Below are 18,169 nucleotides of genomic sequence, written 5' to 3'. Positions count from 1 at the left end.
CGAAGTCATTCAAGATGAGCGACCGCGATTCAAAGGCAAGTTTTCTTGTGATAAAGGAAGCGTTCGGCTCCGCTTGAAGGAAGATCGACTGTGATTAAATGAAGGTTTCTTGTGATAAAGAAAAGTGTCCGGCTAGGCCGTGGGTGTAAGCTTTCTTTATCGTTAAAAGAGAGGAGCGTGAAATAGCGATGAAAGTATCTTATCAATGGTTGTCGCAGTATGTGGACGTGAGCGGGTTTACGGCGTCGGAGTTGGCGGAGAAGCTCACTCGCAGCGGCATTGAAGTCGATTTCGTGGAAAACCGCAACAAAGGCGTAGAGAAGGTGGTCGTCGGTTTCGTCAAATCGCGCGAGAAGCATCCGGATGCCGACAAACTCAGTGTTTGTATTGTCGACGCGGGTCAAGGCGAAGATCTGCAAATCGTCTGCGGAGCGAAAAATGTGGCGGCTGGTCAAAAGGTGCCTGTGGCGCTCGTTGGCGCAAAGCTGCCGGACGGTCTCGTGATCAAGCGGGCGAAGCTGCGCGGCGTTGAATCGCAAGGCATGATCTGCTCGGCGAAGGAACTCGGCTTGAACGACAAACTGCTGCCGAAGGAAATACAGGAAGGCATTCTCGTCTTGCCGGAAAACACGACAGTCGGCGACAGCATTCTGGATGTGCTCGCCATCAATGACGAGGTCATGGAACTCGACCTGACACCGAACCGTTCGGACAGCTTGAGCATGCTGGGCGCAGCGTACGAAATCGGCGCGATTCTAGGGCGCGGCGTGAAGCAGCCGGAGCGCGAACAAGGCGAGAACGATACGGTAAAAGCAGCGGACCGCATTTCCGTCGAAATCAGTGCAAAGGAGCAGTGCTCCCACTATGCGGCCCGTCTGATCGAAGGCGTAAGCATCGGGCCGTCTCCGCTTTGGATGCAAAACCGCCTTATGGCGGCAGGCGTACGGCCGATCAACAATATCGTTGACATCACCAACTATGTGATGCTCGAGTACGGCCAGCCGCTTCATGCGTTTGACGCTGACCAGTTGACAAACGGGCATATCGACGTCCGGCTTGCCCGCGAAGGCGAGAAACTCGTGACGCTCGACGGAACGGAACGCACGCTCGAGCCTCATATGCTGCTCATTACCGATGGCGTCAAACCTGTAGCGCTTGCCGGCGTTATGGGCGGTTTGAACTCGGAGGTGACGGACGGTACGACGCGGATTTTGCTGGAGTCCGCCAAGTTTGACGGCGGAACGGTCCGCAAAACGTCCCGCCAACTCGGACTTCGCTCCGAAGCGTCGCTTCGGTTCGAGAAGGAAGTGAACCCGGAGGCGGTGATTCCGGCGCTGGACCGTGCTGCCGCTTTGATGGCGGAGCTGGCCGGCGGCAAAGTGGCGTCCGGCATTGTTGAGGCGGTGGCAGCGGAGCATAAGCCGGTGAAGATCGAAATAACGGTCGACCGCATTAACCGTTATTTGGGAACAAGCTTGACGGCGGACCAGGTGACGGCGATATTCGAGCGATTGAATTTCCCGCTTGAGACTTTGGGGCAGGACGCACTGCTTGTGCACGTGCCAAGCCGACGCGGAGATATAACCCGCGCTGTCGATCTGATCGAGGAAGTTGCCCGGTTGAACGGCTATGACAACATTCCGACGACGCTGATGAATGTTGTCACGACGCCGGGGGCGCTCACGAAGGAGCAGCAAATACGCCGCATCGCCCGCACTTTGCTTACGAACAGCGGGTTGCACGAAGCGATCACGTATTCGTTTACCCATCCGGAGCAAATTCGCGACTATGCCGGTGCTTACCGCGATGCGAAGCCGGTTGCGCTCGCCATGCCGATGAGCGAGGATCGCAGCACGCTGCGTACAAGCTTGATCCCGCATTTGATCGAGGCGGCATCGTATAACCGCAACCGGAATACGGATGATGTCGCTTTGTTTGAATTGGGCCGCGTATTTATCACCGGGGAAGAGACGCTGAGCGGTTTGCCGCAGGAGAAATTGCTGCTTGGGATGCTCATGACGGGCAAACGCAGCGAGCTGCACTGGTCGGGCAAGCCGGGCAATGTCGATTTTTATGATTTGAAAGGCGTGTTCGAAGGGTTGGTCAGCTATCTCGGCATCGAGAGTCTCCGGTATGTGAAATCCCAGCCGGACGGATTCCACCCGGGCCGCACAGCGGACATCGAAGTGGAGCAGAACGGCGCGCGCAAGGTGATCGGAACGATCGGGCAGCTTCATCCGGAGCTGCAGCAGAAGAAAGACCTTTCCGATACGTATGTGCTTGAAGTCGAATTTGACGCGCTCTCGGCGCTGGCGAAGGAGTCGTTTACTTACCAGCCGCTGCCGCGCTACCCGGCGATCAGCCGCGATATGGCACTCGTAGCCGGCATCGACGTGGCTGTCGGCGATTTGACGGCCAAAGCCAAGGAAACCGCAGGGCCGCTGCTCGAGTCTATTCAGGTGTTCGATATTTATACAGGCGAGCGTCTTGGGGCAGATAAGAAAAGCGTTGCGATCTCGCTTGTATACCGGACGCCGGAACGTACGTTAACGGACGAGGAAGTCAGCGAGCTTCATGCTCGCGTCGTGGCAGATCTTGAAACGACGTTTGGGGCTGAACTGAGGAAATAAACTGGAAAAGCTTCGACAAAACATTAGCTTTACGAGCAGGAAAAACGATTCTCCGTATCGAATAATTTTGGATACGGAGAATTTTTTTTGTCGTGGAAAGGGGAGCAACGTCTGTGAGCGGTGAAGAGAAAGTCAAGATGACCGTCGACATCTATGGCACCCAGTATAAGCTGGTTTCCAAATCCAGCCCTTCTTATATAAAACGAGTGGTCGCCATTGTAAACGACCAAATGCATAGAATTGCGCAGAACAGCCCCCGTTTGGACTTGTCCAAAATTGCCGTGCTCGCCGCAGTCAATATGGCGGACGAATGGAGCCGAATGCAGCAGGAGCTGGAGGAATCGCTTGCCAGGCAGCGTCAACTGGAGAAGGCGAAGGAGGACTTGTCCGTTCTGAGCGAAAAGCATGCGCGGTTGCAGCAGGAACTTAGCGACGGGCAAGAGCAAGTGAAAGCTTTGACGGTCGAACGGGATACGCTGAAGGCGGAGCGCGAGGCCACTGCAGAAGAACTTGATCGGATAACATCGCAGTTCAGCGAGCTCGACAAGCGCCGGGAAGTACTCGAGGCGGAGCACGCGTCGGATCGCGAACGTCTGACCGGATTGCAGGGTTTGACGGGCGAGCTTGAGCGGAAGCTGTTTGAAACGGAGGCTCGCGCTCAGGAGCTTGAGGCGACCTGTGCCGCCAACGAGCAGGAATCGGCACAGCGCAAGCAGCGCATTGCCGAATTGGAGAAGGCCAAGCGAACGCTCGAACATCGCGCAGCGGAACAGACGCTGGATCGTGAGAACATGCGGGCACGCTTGGAGGATCGAGACGCGCAACTGGCCAAGCTGGCGGAAACGGAGCGACAGCTCAAGGAACGGTTCGCCGCGCAGGAAAAGCGGACAACCGATTTGGATCGTAGGCTGCTGGAAGCGCTGAGCGAAAGGGAGCAATTAGCCAAACAGTTAACCGAACGGGAACATTTGTACGGCGAACTCGGCGAGCAGGTCGATCAACTGCAGGAGCAATTGTCCGGCTTGCGGCAAGAGGCAGAGCTGCAGGAAGCGCTCTACCAGGAGCTGCAGGAAACAAGCGGCAGCCGGGAAAGCGAGCTGCAGCGGCAGCTCGAAGACGAGCGCGCCCGAATGACGGCGGCGCTGCAAGCCGAGACGGCGCGCGTCGCCGAGCTCGCGGCGCAGGAAACCAAGCTGCGCGAAGCCCTCGCGCAGCAGCAAGAAGCCGCCGCGGCTGAGCTCGCGGCGCAACAAACCAAGCTGCGCGAAGCCCTCGCGCAGCAGCAAGAAGCCGCCGCGGCTGAGCTCGCGGCGCAACAAACCAAGCTGCGCGAAGCCCTCGCGCAGCAGCAAGAAGCCGCCGCGGCCGAGCTCGCGGCGCGAGAAACCGAGCTGCGCGAAGCTCTCGCGCAGCAGGAAGCTGCCGCCGCGGCCGAGCACGCGGCGCGAGAAACCGAGCTGCGCGAAGCCCTCGCGCAGCAGGAAGCTGCCGCCGCGGCCGAGCACGCGGAGCACCAAGAGCAGCGCCGCCGCCTGCAGCAGCAGCTCGGCGAACAGCTGGAACAGTCCCGTGAGCTGCTGCTGCGCGGGGACGGGCTGCAAGAAGAATTTGATGCGCTGCAGCGCCGGTATAGCGAGCAGCAAGAAGAGCTTGGGCTGCAGCAGGAGCTGTACAGCGAGCTCGAATCGGAGCATGCGCAGCTGCAGGCGAGCAGCGGAGATCGACAAGCTGTGCTGGAACGCGAGCTTGCCATACGCACAGGGGAGCTGCAGCGGCAGCTTGCGGAAGCGAAGGAGCGCGCCAGCGCCCAGGCGGCGGCACAGGCGGAGCGCCTGGCAGAGCTCGAGCGCAGGCTCGAGGCAAGCGAAGCGGAGCGGTTGCGGGAGCTGGCGGAACGGCAGCAGGAGCTCGCGGAGCGGGAAGAACGCGGCCGAAGCCTGGAGCAGCAGCTTGCACAGCAGCAGTCGTACAACTTGCAGCTGCAGGAGAGCAGCAGCCAGTGGCAGAAGCGAAGCGAAGAACAGGCCGCGCATGCGGACGAGCTGCGCCTGAAGCTGCATGAGCAGCAGGAAGAGCTTGAACTGCAGCTCGCGATATACAGCGAGCTGGAAGAGAAGCACGAGAAACTTGCGGAGCGTCTCAGCCTGCAGGAAGTCCGGGCGCTGCAGGCCGCAGACCAGCAGCAGGCCCGAAGCACTGAGATCGAGCGATTGCTGGCTGAGCGCGAAGCGGAGCTTGCAAGGCTGCGCAGCGAACGGGAAGCGGCGGAGGAGCTCGGCCGCGCGCTGCAGGAACAATGCGCCGCGCTCGAGCAGCGGCAGGATGCCGCCGTCAGCGAGCGGCAGCAGCTCGAGCAGCGGCTAGCGACACAGGAAGCCCGCATAGCGGAGCTTCTCAAGCAGGCGGCCGGAACGGATCATTTGCAGAAGGAACTGGCGCAGCTTCGCGAGGAGCTTGAAGTGCAGAACGAATTGTTTAACGAGCAGCAGGAAGAATTGAAAGAGCAGAAGAAGCGGCATGAGGCGCTGCAGGCGGATTACAGCGTACAGCAGGAGAAGGCGGAGCAAGTGTTCCATGAGCTGCAATCGCTCCAGTCCGAATATGAGAAGCTGCAAGTGGAATACAACGAGTGGATCGAACTCGTAGAGAAGGAATAAAGGCATGAACGGATTGGACTGGGCCGTTCTGGTAGTGATCGCTGCCGGAACGGTTTTGGGCTTTGCCCGCGGCTTGGTGGCGCAAATCGTGTCGTTTGTCGGCCTGTTCATCGCTTATATTGTAGCTTTCGCGTTTTACGACGACGTTGCCCCTTTTCTGAGAGACACCCTAGGCTTGTCAGGGTATGAAACGTACCAGCAATACGAATATTTGGCCAAAGATTTGAAACTGGATACATACATCTACAATGCGCTGGCTTTCGCCGTGCTGTTGTTCGGCGTCAAGCTCGCCTTCAGCATTGCCGGACGGCTGCTCAACCTGCTTGCTTCCGCTCCCGGGCTAAAGCAAATCAACCAGTGGAGCGGCGCCGCGCTCGGCCTGGTCGAAGCGCTGCTGATCGCTGTTGTAGCCGTCCATGTCATGACGGTAGTGCCGAACGACACGGCGCAAAAGCTGTTGAAGCAGTCGCAGCTGGCGCCTTACATCTTGGAGCATACGCCCGTCATTACCGAGAAGCTGCAGGAGCTATGGAACAACCGTAAAAGCACAAACGACGGTATTAAAACATAGCGCAATGCGAGCCCGTATCGATTGAATATGACTTGGCCATACCATGCAAAAAGCACCCCGTCTTCCGTCGGAAGGGGGTGCTTTTTCGTTAATTAAGCAACACGAGCGTGCCAAGAGCGACGGAGTTCTGGGATGCTCATTCCGATCGCGAAGCGACCTTCGCATATCCGATAGGGCGTTTTAGGCGATCCTATCGAATCGATCGCACCGGACATCTACGATCTGGTCCATATTTTCATTTTGCTCCGGAATTGCTTTGGCGAACAGCTGTTGTATCTTTTAAAGGTTTTGTAAAAATGCCCCATATTGTTCATCCCGATTTGCTCCCCGACTTGTTCAATGCTTAAATCCTCCGTCAGCAGAAGCCGTTCCGCCATTTTAATTTTGTTGAAGTTTGCGTAATCCACGAACGTCATTCCCATCATCTCTTTAAAGCATTTCGTGAAATGGTAGTAGCTCATATTCACCATTTTACTGGCGATCCCCAGATCCGGCTTGGCCGCGATATTCGTTTCAATGTAATCAAGCACGGGTCGTAACAGATGCATATACTTGCGTTCGTGTACGGGCAGCACCTGTCTGCTGTCGTAACGCATAAAGGTCAGCAAAATTTGCCGGATCAACATGCTGATCGCCAGTTCGTACCCCGGTTTCTTTGCTTTCGCTTCCTGATATATCGTTTGAATAACGTTTTGGATCGTATGTTTGGCATCGGCGTGGTCCGAGAGAATATAGTTCAGCTTGCTGCGTGTTGGCGTTCATGAAAAATTTCAAATAGGGGAGCGTCGTCGGGTCAAGGTATTGCTGGCAGTCGAATTGAAAAACGATGTATTTGACGGAAAACGCCCGGTCGCGATGCAGCTCGCTGGAGCCGATCAGAACGATATCCCCGTCGCGGAGGGTGAACATGTCTTGTTCCACGTAAACTTCAAGCTGCCCTTCCAGTATGTACAGCATTTCCACTTGCTTGTGGTAGTGCCTTTTATTGCAAAAATTTTCGGGCTTGGACAGCGTGAAGATGCCGGACAATCCTCCCTCCGAATACTTCGCAAAAAAGCGTATAAATTGACCCGGATCGGCAATAAAAATCCGCCTATATATTTCCTACAATTAAAATTGTAGTCGTTCCGTAAATAAAAAAAAAGAAGAAACCGGGCTGGGCCCATGTTGAGGGGGAAGCTCGGAGCTGTGCGGATCGGTCGGCGATGCCCTCAAGGCGCAAAATACGATGATTCAGGAGGAGGAAGGGTATGAAGGGGTTTCGGATGAGAGCTTTTATGTCGCTGGGGATAGCTTGCATTTTATCGCTGGTCACGGCTTGCAGCGGTACGGGAAACGGCGGGGGAATCGATCCGCTGTGGGCAATAACGAGAAAGCGGCCAATGATAACGGTACGGCCAAAAAGACCGTGGACGAGCAGGTAAACGAAGGCAAACCGGTGACCCTGCAAGTTTTCCAGTCGAGCGCGGGCATTACCGACAGCGAATTCGAAGAACTGTTTGCCAAACCGGTCAAGAGCAAATATCCTAATGTGACGCTGGAGCTGATCCGCGAGAGCAAGGCATCGATCAACCAGTTAATGACTGCGGGCGAATTCCCGGACATTATATTTACCCCGACGCTAAACCTCATCAAATTTTATCGACGCGCAGTTGGCAACCCGGATATCGTCGCGATTGATCCGAATTCCATGCGTTTAACGGCACAAAACCTGCTGGTTCCTTTCGTCGATCCGAAAACGGAGAAAGCCGATCTGACGAGCGAAAAGTGGAAGTACGTGTTCGACCTGTACCGTTCGATTCAAGACATTCCCGACAACAAAGCAGGGAAAAGAGGCGTGGCCGGATTCGAGAAAGACCAGACCGTCGCCATGTACACTTCCTCCGGCGGCCGACTTGAGGAGATCGAAGAGTTGATGAAACAAGGCGTGAAGTTGGACTGGGATATGGTGTCGTACCCGGTTCCGAAGAACGCCCCGTCCAAAAATATCGTGACCATGGCTCATGTGCTCGCGGTTTCTTCGACGGCCAAGAATAAAGACGATGCCTTCAAGATCGTCTCCTATTTATCGACCAGCCGGGAAGTGCAGAACAAACTGGCGAAGGGCGGATTTATTTCCGCGCTGAAGGACGATATCTAAAGAAACAATTCGGCGAAAATTTCAAATCGCTGCAAGGCAAAAATACGCAAGCCGTCTTCAAGAGCCGATACGGAACGATGGCACAGCCGACGCGATACGACGATATCGTAGTGAAAGCGATAGATAATGCGGAGAAAAAAATACGGGCGAACAGCACCGATATCAATACGGTAATCCGCAGCGCACAGGAAGAAGCGGACAAACTGATCGAGGCGGAGAAAGCAGCCAAAAAATAAGGCGAAGCCCCTCCATTCACGGAAGGGGCTTCGCCTTTATTTGGGTTCTTTGTATTATATTAAATTATGCTTCCACAACCAGCTTTGCTTTCATGTTGACATGACCTGCGCCGCAAGGAACGGTGCAAATAATATCGTACGATCCTTCTTTATCGGCTTTGAACGAAGCCGTTTTCGCATTATTGTCCAATTTTACTTTCAAGCCTTTGATTTCGACGCCGTGGATGCCTTCTTTATTTTCAAGCGAAACGTTGACGGTTTGCCCTTTTTTCACTTTGTATTCTTTTTGATCGAATTCAAAGTTTTTCGCCACAAGCTTCAAGTCGGTCGCTGCGCCGCCGCCTGCGGCCGCGGTGCTGTCCCCTGCCGGCGGCGTGGAGGCAGGTGCCGCTTGTTCCTTCGTTCCGCAAGCGGATAATGCGAATACCAACGCGATGGCTACGGCCAATACGATCGTTTTTTTCATGAGAAATTTCCCCTCTCAACCATTCCATTATTTTAATTGTGCTTACATTCCTTATATTAGCAAAAATAAAAAAAATTGCAGTGACGAACCGGTGACAACATCTTGAACCTCCGGTGAACGAATGAACCGATTGTGAGTATATTCACAGACAGCGGTGTTTTTAGCGATTGCGATTGTTTTAAACAACCGACCACGACGCATTTTTATAAGACCATCAACCCGGTATTGTTTATGTAAAAACGAACTTTTCCCTTGAGAAGCCGCGCTGATTGCATTAACCATATAATATAAAGTTGCATAAAAAAATCAGCCGCGACGATGCCGCAGCTGATTTTCTTACTTGGCGCGTTCACGCCCGGAGATCCCGCCTTCGAACGGCGTCTTCACAGGAATGAACAGGTCGATGATCCCGATGACCAATGCGGCCAAGATTGCACCGATGATGCTTGTCGACACACCGCTTACAATAAATTGCGCCAGCCAAATGACCAGTGCGCTGACCAGGAAACCGACGATTCCCCGGCCAAACGGCGTAATTCTTTTGCCGAACACTCCTTCAATAACCCATGCGGCAACGGCGATCACCAAGGCTAGGAAGAAAGCGCTCCAGAAGCCTCCGACACTGAAACCCGGAACGATCCAAGATACAATGATCAGCATCAAAGCAGATACGATAAATCTGACGAGATGTCCAAGCAAATGCATCAGTCTGATTCCTCCTTCGTTAAAGTGTGGCGTTCGATCGAGTCAACATCGGCAGCGTACATCGCGTTGGCGACATAAGCTGTTACTACGGTGCACCATTTAGGGTAGCCTGCGCATACGTGCTTTATGAATGGAAAAGTCAGGGGTTCCCCGATAGCTTTAGCTTTGCGGGTTGGTTATAATATAAAATCATATGAGGTCTTTGGCGCACGAAAGAGAGGAAGGTCACTTTTGAACCGAACGAATAGCTATAACCATAAAATATTAACGACGCTTGATTTTCACGCCATTATCCATAAATGCGCCGGACATGCGGCCACAACAGCCGGCAAGCAGCGGGTGGAGGAGCTTGAACCGAGCGGCGAATTCCAAACGGTCAAGCAGCGCCTGCAAGCAACGGAGGAAGCGGTTAATGTAGACCGGCTCAAGGGAGGGGCTCCCTTCGGTGGCATCCGCGATATTCGTCCGGCGATTCACCGGGCCCGGATTGGCGGCATGCTGAACCCCGGAGAATTACTGGATGTGGCCCTTACGAGCCAGGGCGGCCGGCGTCTAGAAAAATTTTTGGCGGATGTGAGCGACGATCATCCGATTCCGATACTTCTCCTGCTGACGGAGCGCATTACCGATCATAAACCGCTGGAGGACCGGATTCGCGGGTGCATCGACGACAATGCCGCCGTCCTTGATTCGGCAAGTACGGATCTTTCGCGAATCCGGAGCGAGCTGCGGACTAGCGAATCGAGAGCCCGGGAACGCCTGGAGCAGATGGTGCGTACACCTTCCATCCAAAAGATGCTGCAAGAGAATCTGGTCACCATTCGAGGAGACCGTTATGTCATACCGGTGAAGCAGGAGTACCGCGGCCATTTCGGCGGCATGATTCACGACCAGTCCGCCTCCGGCGCAACGCTGTTTATTGAACCGGAAGCTGTCGTTCAGCTGAACAACCGCGTAAGGGAATTGAAGCTGAAGGAAGAAGCCGAGGTCGAAAAAATATTGCGTGCTTTGTCCGCCCTCGTAGCCGAAGCCGCCGATCCGCTGCTCGTGAACGTGGAGGCGCTCGCCGAGCTTGACTTTATATTCGCCAAAGCGGGTCTCGCGAGGGAAATGAAAGCGACGCTGCCGCTGCTTAACGACCGCGGCTTCATCAAGCTGAAACGAGGAAGACATCCGCTCATTTCGCCCGAACATATCGTGCCGATCGATGTGGAGCTGGGCAATAAATATTCGACGATTATCGTAACCGGACCGAACACCGGCGGGAAGACGGTATCGCTGAAGACAGTCGGATTATTGTCGTTGATGGCCATGTCGGGATTGTTCGTCCCCGCGGAAGAGGGCAGCCAGCTTTGCGTGTTCGATGCGATTTATGCTGATATCGGCGACGAACAAAGCATTGAGCAAAATCTTAGTACGTTTTCCAGCCATATGACGAACATTATTCGCATATTAAAAGAAATGACGCCGAAAAGCCTCGTGCTGCTCGACGAACTTGGTGCCGGAACGGATCCTGCGGAAGGTTCGGCGCTCGCCATTTCGATATTGGAGCATATTCACCGCATGGGCTGTCGCGTCATTGCGACGACCCATTACAGCGAGCTGAAAGCATACGCGTTCGATCGCCAAGGCGTCATTAACGCCAGCATGGAATTCGACGTGCAGACGCTCCGTCCGACGTACCGCCTGCTCGTCGGCGTCCCGGGTCGAAGCAATGCGTTCGCGATCGCCGAACGGCTCGGTTTGGCGAAGCCGATTATCGAGCATGCGCGCGGCCAGGTCGGCGAAGAAGATCAACGCGTCGAATCGATGATTGCGACGCTGGAGGAGAACCGGCTGCAGGCCGAGGCGGAGCGCGTAAGCGCGGAGCAGCTGCGCCGCGAGGTGGAGACGCTGCGCGAGCAGCTCGCACGCGAGCGCCGCAGCTTCGACGAACAGCGGGATAAGCTGTTCGAGAAGGCGGAGCGCGAGGCGAGCGATGCGGTGGCGAAGGCGCGCCGCGAAGCCGATGAAGTGATCGCGGAGCTGCGCCGCCTGCAGCGGGAAGAAGCCGGGGGCGTTAAGGATCATAAGCTGGGCGAGCTCAAACGCAAGCTGAACGACGCCGTGCCGGAACTGAAGGCGAAGCACAAGCCGCTTACGCCCAAGAAGAAAGCCGACCGCGTGGAGCCGGGCGACGAGGTGCTGGTCACGAGCGTCGGGCAGCGCGGCCACGTGGTGGAACTGGTCGGCGACCAGGAAGTTTCGGTGCAGCTCGGCATTTTGAAGATGAAAGTGAACCGGTCGGACGTCGAGCTGGTGAAGCAGGCGTCTGCCTCACAGAAAAAACCGCCACAGCAGGCGACCTCGACGCTGAAGCGCACCCGGGACGAGAACGCGAAGATGGAGCTCGATTTGCGCGGGGCCAACGTCGAAGAGGCCATTATCGAGGTCGACCGGTTTCTGGACGAATCGTATCTTTCCAATTTCGGGCAAGTGTATATTATTCACGGCAAAGGAACCGGCGTATTACGGACGGGAATTCAGGAATTTCTCCGCAAGCATAAGCATGTCAAAAGCTACCGGATGGGCAATTACAACGAAGGCGGCGCAGGGGTCACGGTGGCGGAATTAAAATAATCTCGCCCTTCAGAAAGGAATTCACCCCAGGGAACGCGAATACATTTTTTAGAAAGCCGAAACCCTGTTGAGCGAAGAACTTTCCGCTCTTTCAAAATAGCTGGGAATGAAATGCCTATTTGCATGCGTACGTAGAAGTTTTTTTCCCATTCTTGAAACGGGGAACGGGAAACTCCGTATATAAAAATATAAACATCGATGTTTTATAATCTGCTGGCAGCTGAACGAATAAATCAATACGGGAGGATTTACTTATGGGGATTTTCAAAAGACTGCGTGACTTGACGATGGCTTCGATCAACGACTTGCTCGACAAAGCCGAAGATCCGGTGAAAATGCTGAACCAATTCCTTCGCGACATGGAAGAAGATATCCGTGAAGCTGAGGTTGCCGTTGCCAAACAAATCGCGATCGAGAAGAAATTCAAGCAGCAATATGAAGAAGCCGGCGACATGGTACAGAAGCGTGAAGAGCAGGCGCTCAAAGCGCTGGAAGCGCGCAATGAAGACTTGGCTCGCCGCGCGCTGCAGGACAAGAAAGAGCATCAGCTGAAGTTCGACGAGATGAAGAAGCAGTACGACACGGCCAAAACGAACGCCGATCGTCTCCGCGATCAGCTGTCCGAGATGAAAGACGAATTCAGCAAGCTGAAAAACAAAAAAGACTTGCTTGTTGCCCGTGCGGAAGCGGCTAAGGCGCAAAAACAAATCAACCAGGCGATGTCCGGCTTCGGCACAGACAATGCCGCCAAAGGGTTCGACCGCATGAGCGAGAAAGTGCTTCAGCTGGAAGCCGAAGCGGAGGCAAGCAACGAGCTGCGCTCCAAAGGGAAAGATCTGGATGACGAGCTGAACGCGCTTGACAAGAGCGACGGGGTCGACGATGAGCTGGCTGCGTTGAGAGCGAAGCTTGCCGCGAAGAAGCAATCCGAATAAGCGGGAAGCGATAAAAGGAGACTGAAGGCGCGGCCTTCAGTCTCTTCGGATGTCTGGTAACGAATCACTTTCTGCACCTTCCGGGCGAAAGGCAGGGGGCGAGTAAAGCAAATGATGACTAAAGAGGTGGACCGTTTGATGGCGAATCCTTTTGTGGAGACGTTAGCGTTTTTTTCAGTGGCCGTTCTTGCGCTAATCGTGTTTCTGGCCGTATTCGAGCTTGTGACGAAGTACAAGGATTGGGATGAAATCAAGAACGGCAACGTTGCCGTCGCGATGGCTACGGGCGGCAAAATATTCGGAATATGCAACTTGTTCCGGTTTTCCATTTTGAATAACGACTCCATCCTTCATGCGCTGATTTGGGCGGGGTACGGCTTTGTTTTATTGCTTGTCGCTTATTTTATATTCGAATTTTTAACGCCGTATTTCAAAATTGACGAGCAGATCAAGAACGATAATCGCGCCGTCGGGTTGATTTCCATGATGATCTCGATTTCGCTGTCTTACGTTGTGGGCGCCAGCGTCACCTGATCATCGCTCCCCGCGAATACACGTGTCTCTCATAGATTGGAGGAGGGTCGTCCTTGAAGTATTTATGGGGCACCTTGTTAGCGCTTGCGCTTGTTTTTATCGGCGTAGGCGTTTACTATTTTATTAAATATGCGTGAGACGGGGCTGGACCAATAGGCGAGCCGCTGCTTACGGGGAGGAAATGACGTATGCCCAAAAACGAAGACCAAATATGCCCTTGGTGTCAAACGGAAATTGTATGGGACCCGGAGATCGGGCCCGAGGAAGCATGTCCGCATTGCTTCAACGATCTGGGCGATTACCGCAGCATCAATTTGACGGTAACGGAACCCGATCAATCGATTGCGTTTGACGAGGATGAAGAATACGACGACGATGAGCTCGAACTCATGGATGAGTACGAGGAAGCGGTCCAGCACGTGCTGGATCATCAGGAAGAGGCGCCGGACTGCCCGTCCTGCCGCAGCTTTATGCTGCTTGCCGGCACCCAGAACGCCGATGCTTCGTTCGTACCTCACGTGCACGAGACGGTGAATCAGCCGTTGCTCACCGCTTCATTCAAGGCACAGGTATATGTTTGTCCTTCCTGTTTTCTCGTCGAGCGGCATCTATCGGAATCGGACCGGCTCGCCATGGTAGAACTGTTGAAGCAAGTCAAACCTTAAGATCGTCGCACGAAACCGCTGTGGCGGTTTCTTTTTTTTGCCGGGGAAAGAGCGCGTTTCGGGCGATCATGGTTATTGCGCGGGAAAGGAATGCTGTTGCTTGTCATGTTTTTCACCGAATGGGGAAGGTTAACTAAGACATTACGTTGATATAGGTGAGAGCATGCATTCAGATTCGAAACATCACGCGTTTCCCGCGATTCGCAGCCGCGGCGAAGCCGGTGCACAGGAACATACTTGGCAGCAAATAGGCAAAGGGCAGGGTGCCTCCGAGGGGGGATCCGCCGCGGGAAAAAGCGGGCCGCTCTCCGGGCAGTCCAAGCTGCTTTTGGCGGTAAACGGGTTGTTTGCAGCCGCAAACGCGCTGTCGGGTACGTTCGTCAACGTGTATTTGTGGAAAGCAAGCCGCGATTTGACGCTGATCGGCTGGTTTACGCTGGTGCATCATTTGACGATGGCCGTTACGTTTTGGCTCGCGGGCAAATGGGTCAAGGAGCATAATAAGATGAACTGCCTTCGCTTCGGCGTGGCGATTTCCGCTCTGTTTTATTTGCTGGTGCTGTGGTTCGGTGCCCGAGCGGTCGATTATTTTGTGCTGCTCGGTGTTGTGCAGGGGATGTCAGCGGGACTGTTCTGGCTGGCCTTCAACGTCGTTTATTTCGAGGTGACGGATCCGGACAGCAGGGATCGGTTTAACGGATGGGCGGGACTGCTCGGATCGGGTGCGGGCATGATCGCTCCTTGGATTTCCGGCTTCCTGATCGTTCGTATGCAGGCGTCAACCGGGTACCGGCTCATTTTCACAATTTCCCTTGTGGTGTTTGTAATTGGAGTCGTGGTTAGCTTCTTCCTGAAAAAACGCAAAACGGCGGGCGAGTACGAATGGCTGCTGACCTGGAGATGCTTGCGGCAAAAAGAGACCGCATGGCGCACGGTCGGTCTTGCGCTTATGGCGCAAGGGTTTCGCGAAGGCGTCTTCGGCTTCATGATCGGACTGCTCGTCTACGTGCATACCGGCAGCGAGATGAGCTTGGGCAATTTCGCCCTGATCACTTCCGCAGTCGCGTTGATTAGTTTTATGGTGGCGGGGAGGCTTCTGAAGCCCCGATACCGCAGGGCGGCCATGCTGGTCGGAGCGGTTATGCTGGTGCTGATCATCCTGCCGTTTTTTTGGAAAGTGAATTTTGCGACATTGCTCCTGTTCGGGATCGGGGCCGCGCTCTTTTACCCGTTGTATGGAATTCCGATGACTTCCACCGTATTTGACCTGATCGGAGGCGACAAAGAGAGCGCCAAACGGCGGGAAGAATACATTGTGATGAGGGAGCTTGCGCTCAATGCGGGACGGCTGCTCGGCACGGCGTTATTCATCACGGTGCTGTCTTTTACGAAGGCGCCGATGGCGATAAACTGGCTGATGCTAGTGATCGGCAGCTCGCCGATCGCGGCATGGTATTGGATGAGAAAAATTCATGCCGTGTAGCTTACGGAGCAAGCATCCCAAGGCTGGCACACCGTAAGACGATCTATTATCGTTTCGCTTCGCTGAAGTCCTGCACATTCCTACGCCGTCCGTCAAAAGCGGGCGTTGAAGCGAATGCTGCGCCAATGGGCTTCTTTTTTATGGGGAAACGGGAAGGGCTTCCGATGCTTCGGGAATTTGCCGCATCGCGCTTGTGCTTCGGGTGAGAGGACATTGGCGGAACTTTTTGATACCATAAGAAATGGGCAAGTGACCGTCTAGCGCCCGAAATGAATGCCAGCAAAGGAGCGGGGAAACAAATGCGGCTTTATCGTCCTCTCCAACCGCCAATCATCCAGCAAAACATAATGGATTCTAATTATAAATATAACGAATACTTGCCAAGCAGCAGTCTGATGCGATACGTCGCTTGTTATTGGACGGTCGACATCCGCGCTTCGGATACGAGCGTCGAACATCGCGTCATTCCCGACGGTTGCCTGGATATTATTTTTGATTTACGGCCGTCTTCCGTTTCCAGCGCAGCTTTCATTACCGGATTCATGCCCGGGTACGAAGTGATGCGTCTGTCCGAAGACCGTTCTTTATTCGGCATCCGGTTTTATTTGGAAACGGTGCATCGCGTTTTGAAACAGCCGGCTTCTTCTTTTGTGGGAGACCGGGTGTTACTCGAAGATGTGTGGGGAATGGAGGGCCGACTATGGTCGGAACATATATTATCAGCTGGAGTCGCGGCTGCAAGCATCATTCCTATCGTGGAATCGAAATTGAAGGCATGGTTTGCGGCAAGCGATACCGCGAAGAATTTGGACTCGGTAGTGCAATCGGGAATGGAGTATATGTATGCATCACGCGGGAATCTTTCCATTGGGGCGCTGGCCGACAAGCTTAGTTACAGTGAGCGGCACCTGAGAAGAACGTTTCAACAGGCCCTTGGGATCAGTCCGAAGGAATTGCTGCACATCATTAAATTTCAAAGCGTGCTGCTAAACCTAGTTCACTTTCCTCCGTCGCGCTTTGCTGAAATCGCGGCGCAGCACGGCTACTATGATCAATCCCATTTAATTCACAGTTTTAACCGTTATTACGGTTTGCCGCCTTCGCAAATTTTTAAAACGGCTCATTCCAACGAGGCAACGTGACGGCAAGTCTCGACTTGTCCGTTTTTTCCAAGCGGCAGGTGCGCGGTCCGGGGTATGATGAGGGCAAGCCGCTGCATACGAATAGGAGAGATGAACGTTGACTTACGTCTACCCGTCCAAAACATTGAGTATTACCGTCGAAAGTCCGCCGAAGGAAGTATATGAGTATATATTCGCCGTCGTACACTTTCCGGAATGGGCACCTTGTTTTTGCAAGTCGATCCGGCAATCGGGGGACGATTGGCTGGTCGAAGCCCCGGAAGGTCTCGTGAAAGTTCGTTTTGTAGAAAGAAACGAGTTCGGCGTATTGGATCACTCCGTAAAGCTGGAGTCGGGACAGGAGATGATGATCCCGCTGCGTGTCATTCCGAACGGCAGAGGAAGCGAAGTCGTATTTACTTTGTACCAGCAGCCCGGCGTGACGGATGACATGTTTGCCAAGGATGCCGGGATGGTGGAGAGTGACTTGCGGAATTTGAAAACGGTGCTGGAAGGCGCCGGCAAAAAGCGGCTTTGATCGCGTTGTTGCAAAGAACCGGTTTCCCTGAAGCAAGGGAGGTCGGTTTTTTGGCTTTCAAAAAAAGCTCCTGAAAAGTCAATCGATGGAAGATATTAATATTGACAATCGAAGCGGATTGGCATACATTGTATATGAGTATATGTTCATATAGCTTTAAAGAGTGGAGTGGATGGAGTTGGAGCTTGAGTGCCAGGGTCATGACTTTTTGAAAGAAAACACGGTGGATGAAGTTGCGCTTATGTTTAAAGCGTTGTCCGATCCGTCGCGCATTCGCATATTGTATTTGCTCTCGCAGGAGGCCTGCTCCGTTAATCATATTGCGGAAGTGCTGCAATTGACCCAATCGGCCGTGTCGCATCAGCTCAGTTATTTGCGTACGCTGCGGCTTGTGAAATTTCGCCGGGAAGGCAACAGTTTGTTTTATTCATGCGATGATGAACATGTCATCTCTTTATTGAAGCAGGCCATCCAGCATGCTGAGCATCGTTAGGAGCTGAGAGAAATGAGCAAGCACGAACACGAACGTGATCGCAAGGAGAGCGATCATAAGCAAGGCCATAATCACGACCAAGATCACAATCACGAGCATAACGGCGCTCATGACCTTGAAGGCAAGCAAGAGTATAGCCATGACGATCATAAGCACGACCGTAACTGCGATCATGGGCATGATCATGCCGGTAAGGAAAATCATAACGGTGATCACGACCATGATCATAAGCATGAACACGGCTGTGAGCATGACCACAACCACGACCACGATGAGGACCAGAATCATGCAAATCATTCCGATCATCACTATCATCACCATGGTCACGGGCACCATCACGGACATGGACATCATCATGGCCCGAGTGACGGAAATA

At 53.9% G+C, this 18,169-nt stretch carries 18 protein-coding genes; 13 read left to right on the top strand and 5 right to left on the bottom strand.

The annotated features are described in order from the left end of the window. Positions 1 to 188: 188 nt before the first annotated feature. The 3 genes from pheT (at position 189) to ACFQI7_RS18355 (ending at position 5,858) form a co-directional block, all read left to right on the top strand. On the top strand, positions 189 to 2,630 hold the full coding sequence (pheT, locus tag ACFQI7_RS18365; RefSeq protein ID WP_218098278.1) for a phenylalanine--tRNA ligase subunit beta: 2,442 nt from the start codon (positions 189 to 191) through the stop codon (positions 2,628 to 2,630). A 113-nt stretch (positions 2,631 to 2,743) separates the two neighbouring features. Beyond that, entirely contained in the window at positions 2,744 to 5,287 is a 2,544-nt protein-coding gene (locus ACFQI7_RS18360; protein WP_377517301.1) for a hypothetical protein, read from the top strand. 4 nt (positions 5,288 to 5,291) lie between these two features. Then, positions 5,292 to 5,858 (top strand): CvpA family protein, encoded by a 567-nt coding sequence (locus ACFQI7_RS18355; protein WP_218098276.1) that lies wholly within the window; start codon positions 5,292 to 5,294, stop codon positions 5,856 to 5,858. 215 nt (positions 5,859 to 6,073) lie between these two features. Here the strand turns inward: ACFQI7_RS18355 and ACFQI7_RS18350 are convergent, their stop codons facing one another. Both ACFQI7_RS18350 and ACFQI7_RS18345 read right to left on the bottom strand, forming a co-directional pair. Further along, the gene (locus ACFQI7_RS18350) at positions 6,074 to 6,406 is read right to left on the bottom strand and encodes a helix-turn-helix domain-containing protein (protein WP_218098275.1); all 333 of its coding nucleotides are present in this window, start codon (positions 6,404 to 6,406) and stop codon (positions 6,074 to 6,076) included. Continuing rightward, on the bottom strand, positions 6,381 to 6,887 hold the full coding sequence (locus ACFQI7_RS18345) for a cupin domain-containing protein (protein ID WP_218098274.1): 507 nt from the start codon (positions 6,885 to 6,887) through the stop codon (positions 6,381 to 6,383). Before ACFQI7_RS18345 ends, ACFQI7_RS18350 begins: the two co-directional genes overlap by 26 nt. Before the next feature lie 199 nt (positions 6,888 to 7,086). On the opposite strand from ACFQI7_RS18345, the gene ACFQI7_RS18340 reads away from it, so the two are divergent. Then, positions 7,087 to 7,998, top strand: a complete 912-nt coding sequence (locus ACFQI7_RS18340) for a type 2 periplasmic-binding domain-containing protein (protein ID WP_218098273.1) — start codon at positions 7,087 to 7,089, stop codon at positions 7,996 to 7,998. 77 nt (positions 7,999 to 8,075) lie between these two features. Then, entirely contained in the window at positions 8,076 to 8,234 is a 159-nt protein-coding gene (locus ACFQI7_RS18335) for a hypothetical protein (protein WP_218098272.1), read from the top strand. A gap of 64 nt (positions 8,235 to 8,298) precedes the next feature. Here ACFQI7_RS18335 and ACFQI7_RS18330 read toward each other — a convergent pair whose 3' ends face one another. After that, the gene (locus ACFQI7_RS18330) at positions 8,299 to 8,700 is read right to left on the bottom strand and encodes a cupredoxin domain-containing protein (protein WP_218098271.1); all 402 of its coding nucleotides are present in this window, start codon (positions 8,698 to 8,700) and stop codon (positions 8,299 to 8,301) included. Positions 8,701 to 9,036: 336 nt separating this feature from the next. Next, positions 9,037 to 9,405 (bottom strand): phage holin family protein, encoded by a 369-nt coding sequence (locus tag ACFQI7_RS18325; protein WP_218098270.1) that lies wholly within the window; start codon positions 9,403 to 9,405, stop codon positions 9,037 to 9,039. Positions 9,406 to 9,636: 231 nt separating this feature from the next. Here ACFQI7_RS18325 and ACFQI7_RS18320 point away from each other — a divergent pair, with 231 nt between their 5' ends. The 8 genes from ACFQI7_RS18320 to ACFQI7_RS18285 all read left to right on the top strand — a co-directional run bounded on the left by ACFQI7_RS18320 (position 9,637) and on the right by ACFQI7_RS18285 (position 17,793). Then, complete coding sequence (locus ACFQI7_RS18320) at positions 9,637 to 12,024, top strand: endonuclease MutS2 (RefSeq protein WP_230414798.1); 2,388 nt, start codon at positions 9,637 to 9,639, stop codon at positions 12,022 to 12,024. A gap of 254 nt (positions 12,025 to 12,278) precedes the next feature. Next, positions 12,279 to 12,959, top strand: a complete 681-nt coding sequence (locus tag ACFQI7_RS18315) for a PspA/IM30 family protein (RefSeq protein ID WP_218098268.1) — start codon at positions 12,279 to 12,281, stop codon at positions 12,957 to 12,959. Between the two features lie 114 nt (positions 12,960 to 13,073). Beyond that, the gene (locus ACFQI7_RS18310; RefSeq protein WP_218098372.1) at positions 13,074 to 13,493 is read left to right on the top strand and encodes a DUF350 domain-containing protein; all 420 of its coding nucleotides are present in this window, start codon (positions 13,074 to 13,076) and stop codon (positions 13,491 to 13,493) included. A gap of 188 nt (positions 13,494 to 13,681) precedes the next feature. Then, the gene (locus ACFQI7_RS18305; protein WP_218098267.1) at positions 13,682 to 14,158 is read left to right on the top strand and encodes a hypothetical protein; all 477 of its coding nucleotides are present in this window, start codon (positions 13,682 to 13,684) and stop codon (positions 14,156 to 14,158) included. A gap of 163 nt (positions 14,159 to 14,321) precedes the next feature. After that, positions 14,322 to 15,641: an MFS transporter gene (locus tag ACFQI7_RS18300; protein ID WP_218098266.1), complete on the top strand. Its 1,320-nt coding sequence runs from the start codon at positions 14,322 to 14,324 to the stop codon at positions 15,639 to 15,641. A 299-nt stretch (positions 15,642 to 15,940) separates the two neighbouring features. Next, a complete protein-coding gene (locus ACFQI7_RS18295) occupies positions 15,941 to 16,783 on the top strand; it encodes a helix-turn-helix transcriptional regulator (RefSeq protein WP_218098265.1) in 843 nt (280 codons plus the stop codon). A gap of 97 nt (positions 16,784 to 16,880) precedes the next feature. Further along, positions 16,881 to 17,300 carry an SRPBCC family protein gene (locus tag ACFQI7_RS18290; protein WP_218098264.1) on the top strand — a complete coding sequence of 140 codons (420 nt, stop codon included), beginning with the start codon at positions 16,881 to 16,883 and terminating at the stop codon, positions 17,298 to 17,300. A gap of 172 nt (positions 17,301 to 17,472) precedes the next feature. Further along, positions 17,473 to 17,793, top strand: a complete 321-nt coding sequence (locus tag ACFQI7_RS18285; protein ID WP_218098263.1) for an ArsR/SmtB family transcription factor — start codon at positions 17,473 to 17,475, stop codon at positions 17,791 to 17,793. Here the strand turns inward: ACFQI7_RS18285 and ACFQI7_RS18280 are convergent. Beyond that, on the bottom strand, positions 17,755 to 18,138 hold the full coding sequence (locus ACFQI7_RS18280) for a hypothetical protein (protein ID WP_377517294.1): 384 nt from the start codon (positions 18,136 to 18,138) through the stop codon (positions 17,755 to 17,757). The genes ACFQI7_RS18285 and ACFQI7_RS18280 overlap by 39 nt on opposite strands. Between the last annotated feature and the right edge of the window lie 31 nt (positions 18,139 to 18,169).

The organism is Paenibacillus allorhizosphaerae (genome assembly GCF_042659105.1).
Lineage (GTDB): Bacteria > Bacillota > Bacilli > Paenibacillales > NBRC-103111 > Paenibacillus_G > Paenibacillus_G allorhizosphaerae.
This window is presented reverse-complemented; position numbering and strand designations above follow the sequence as displayed.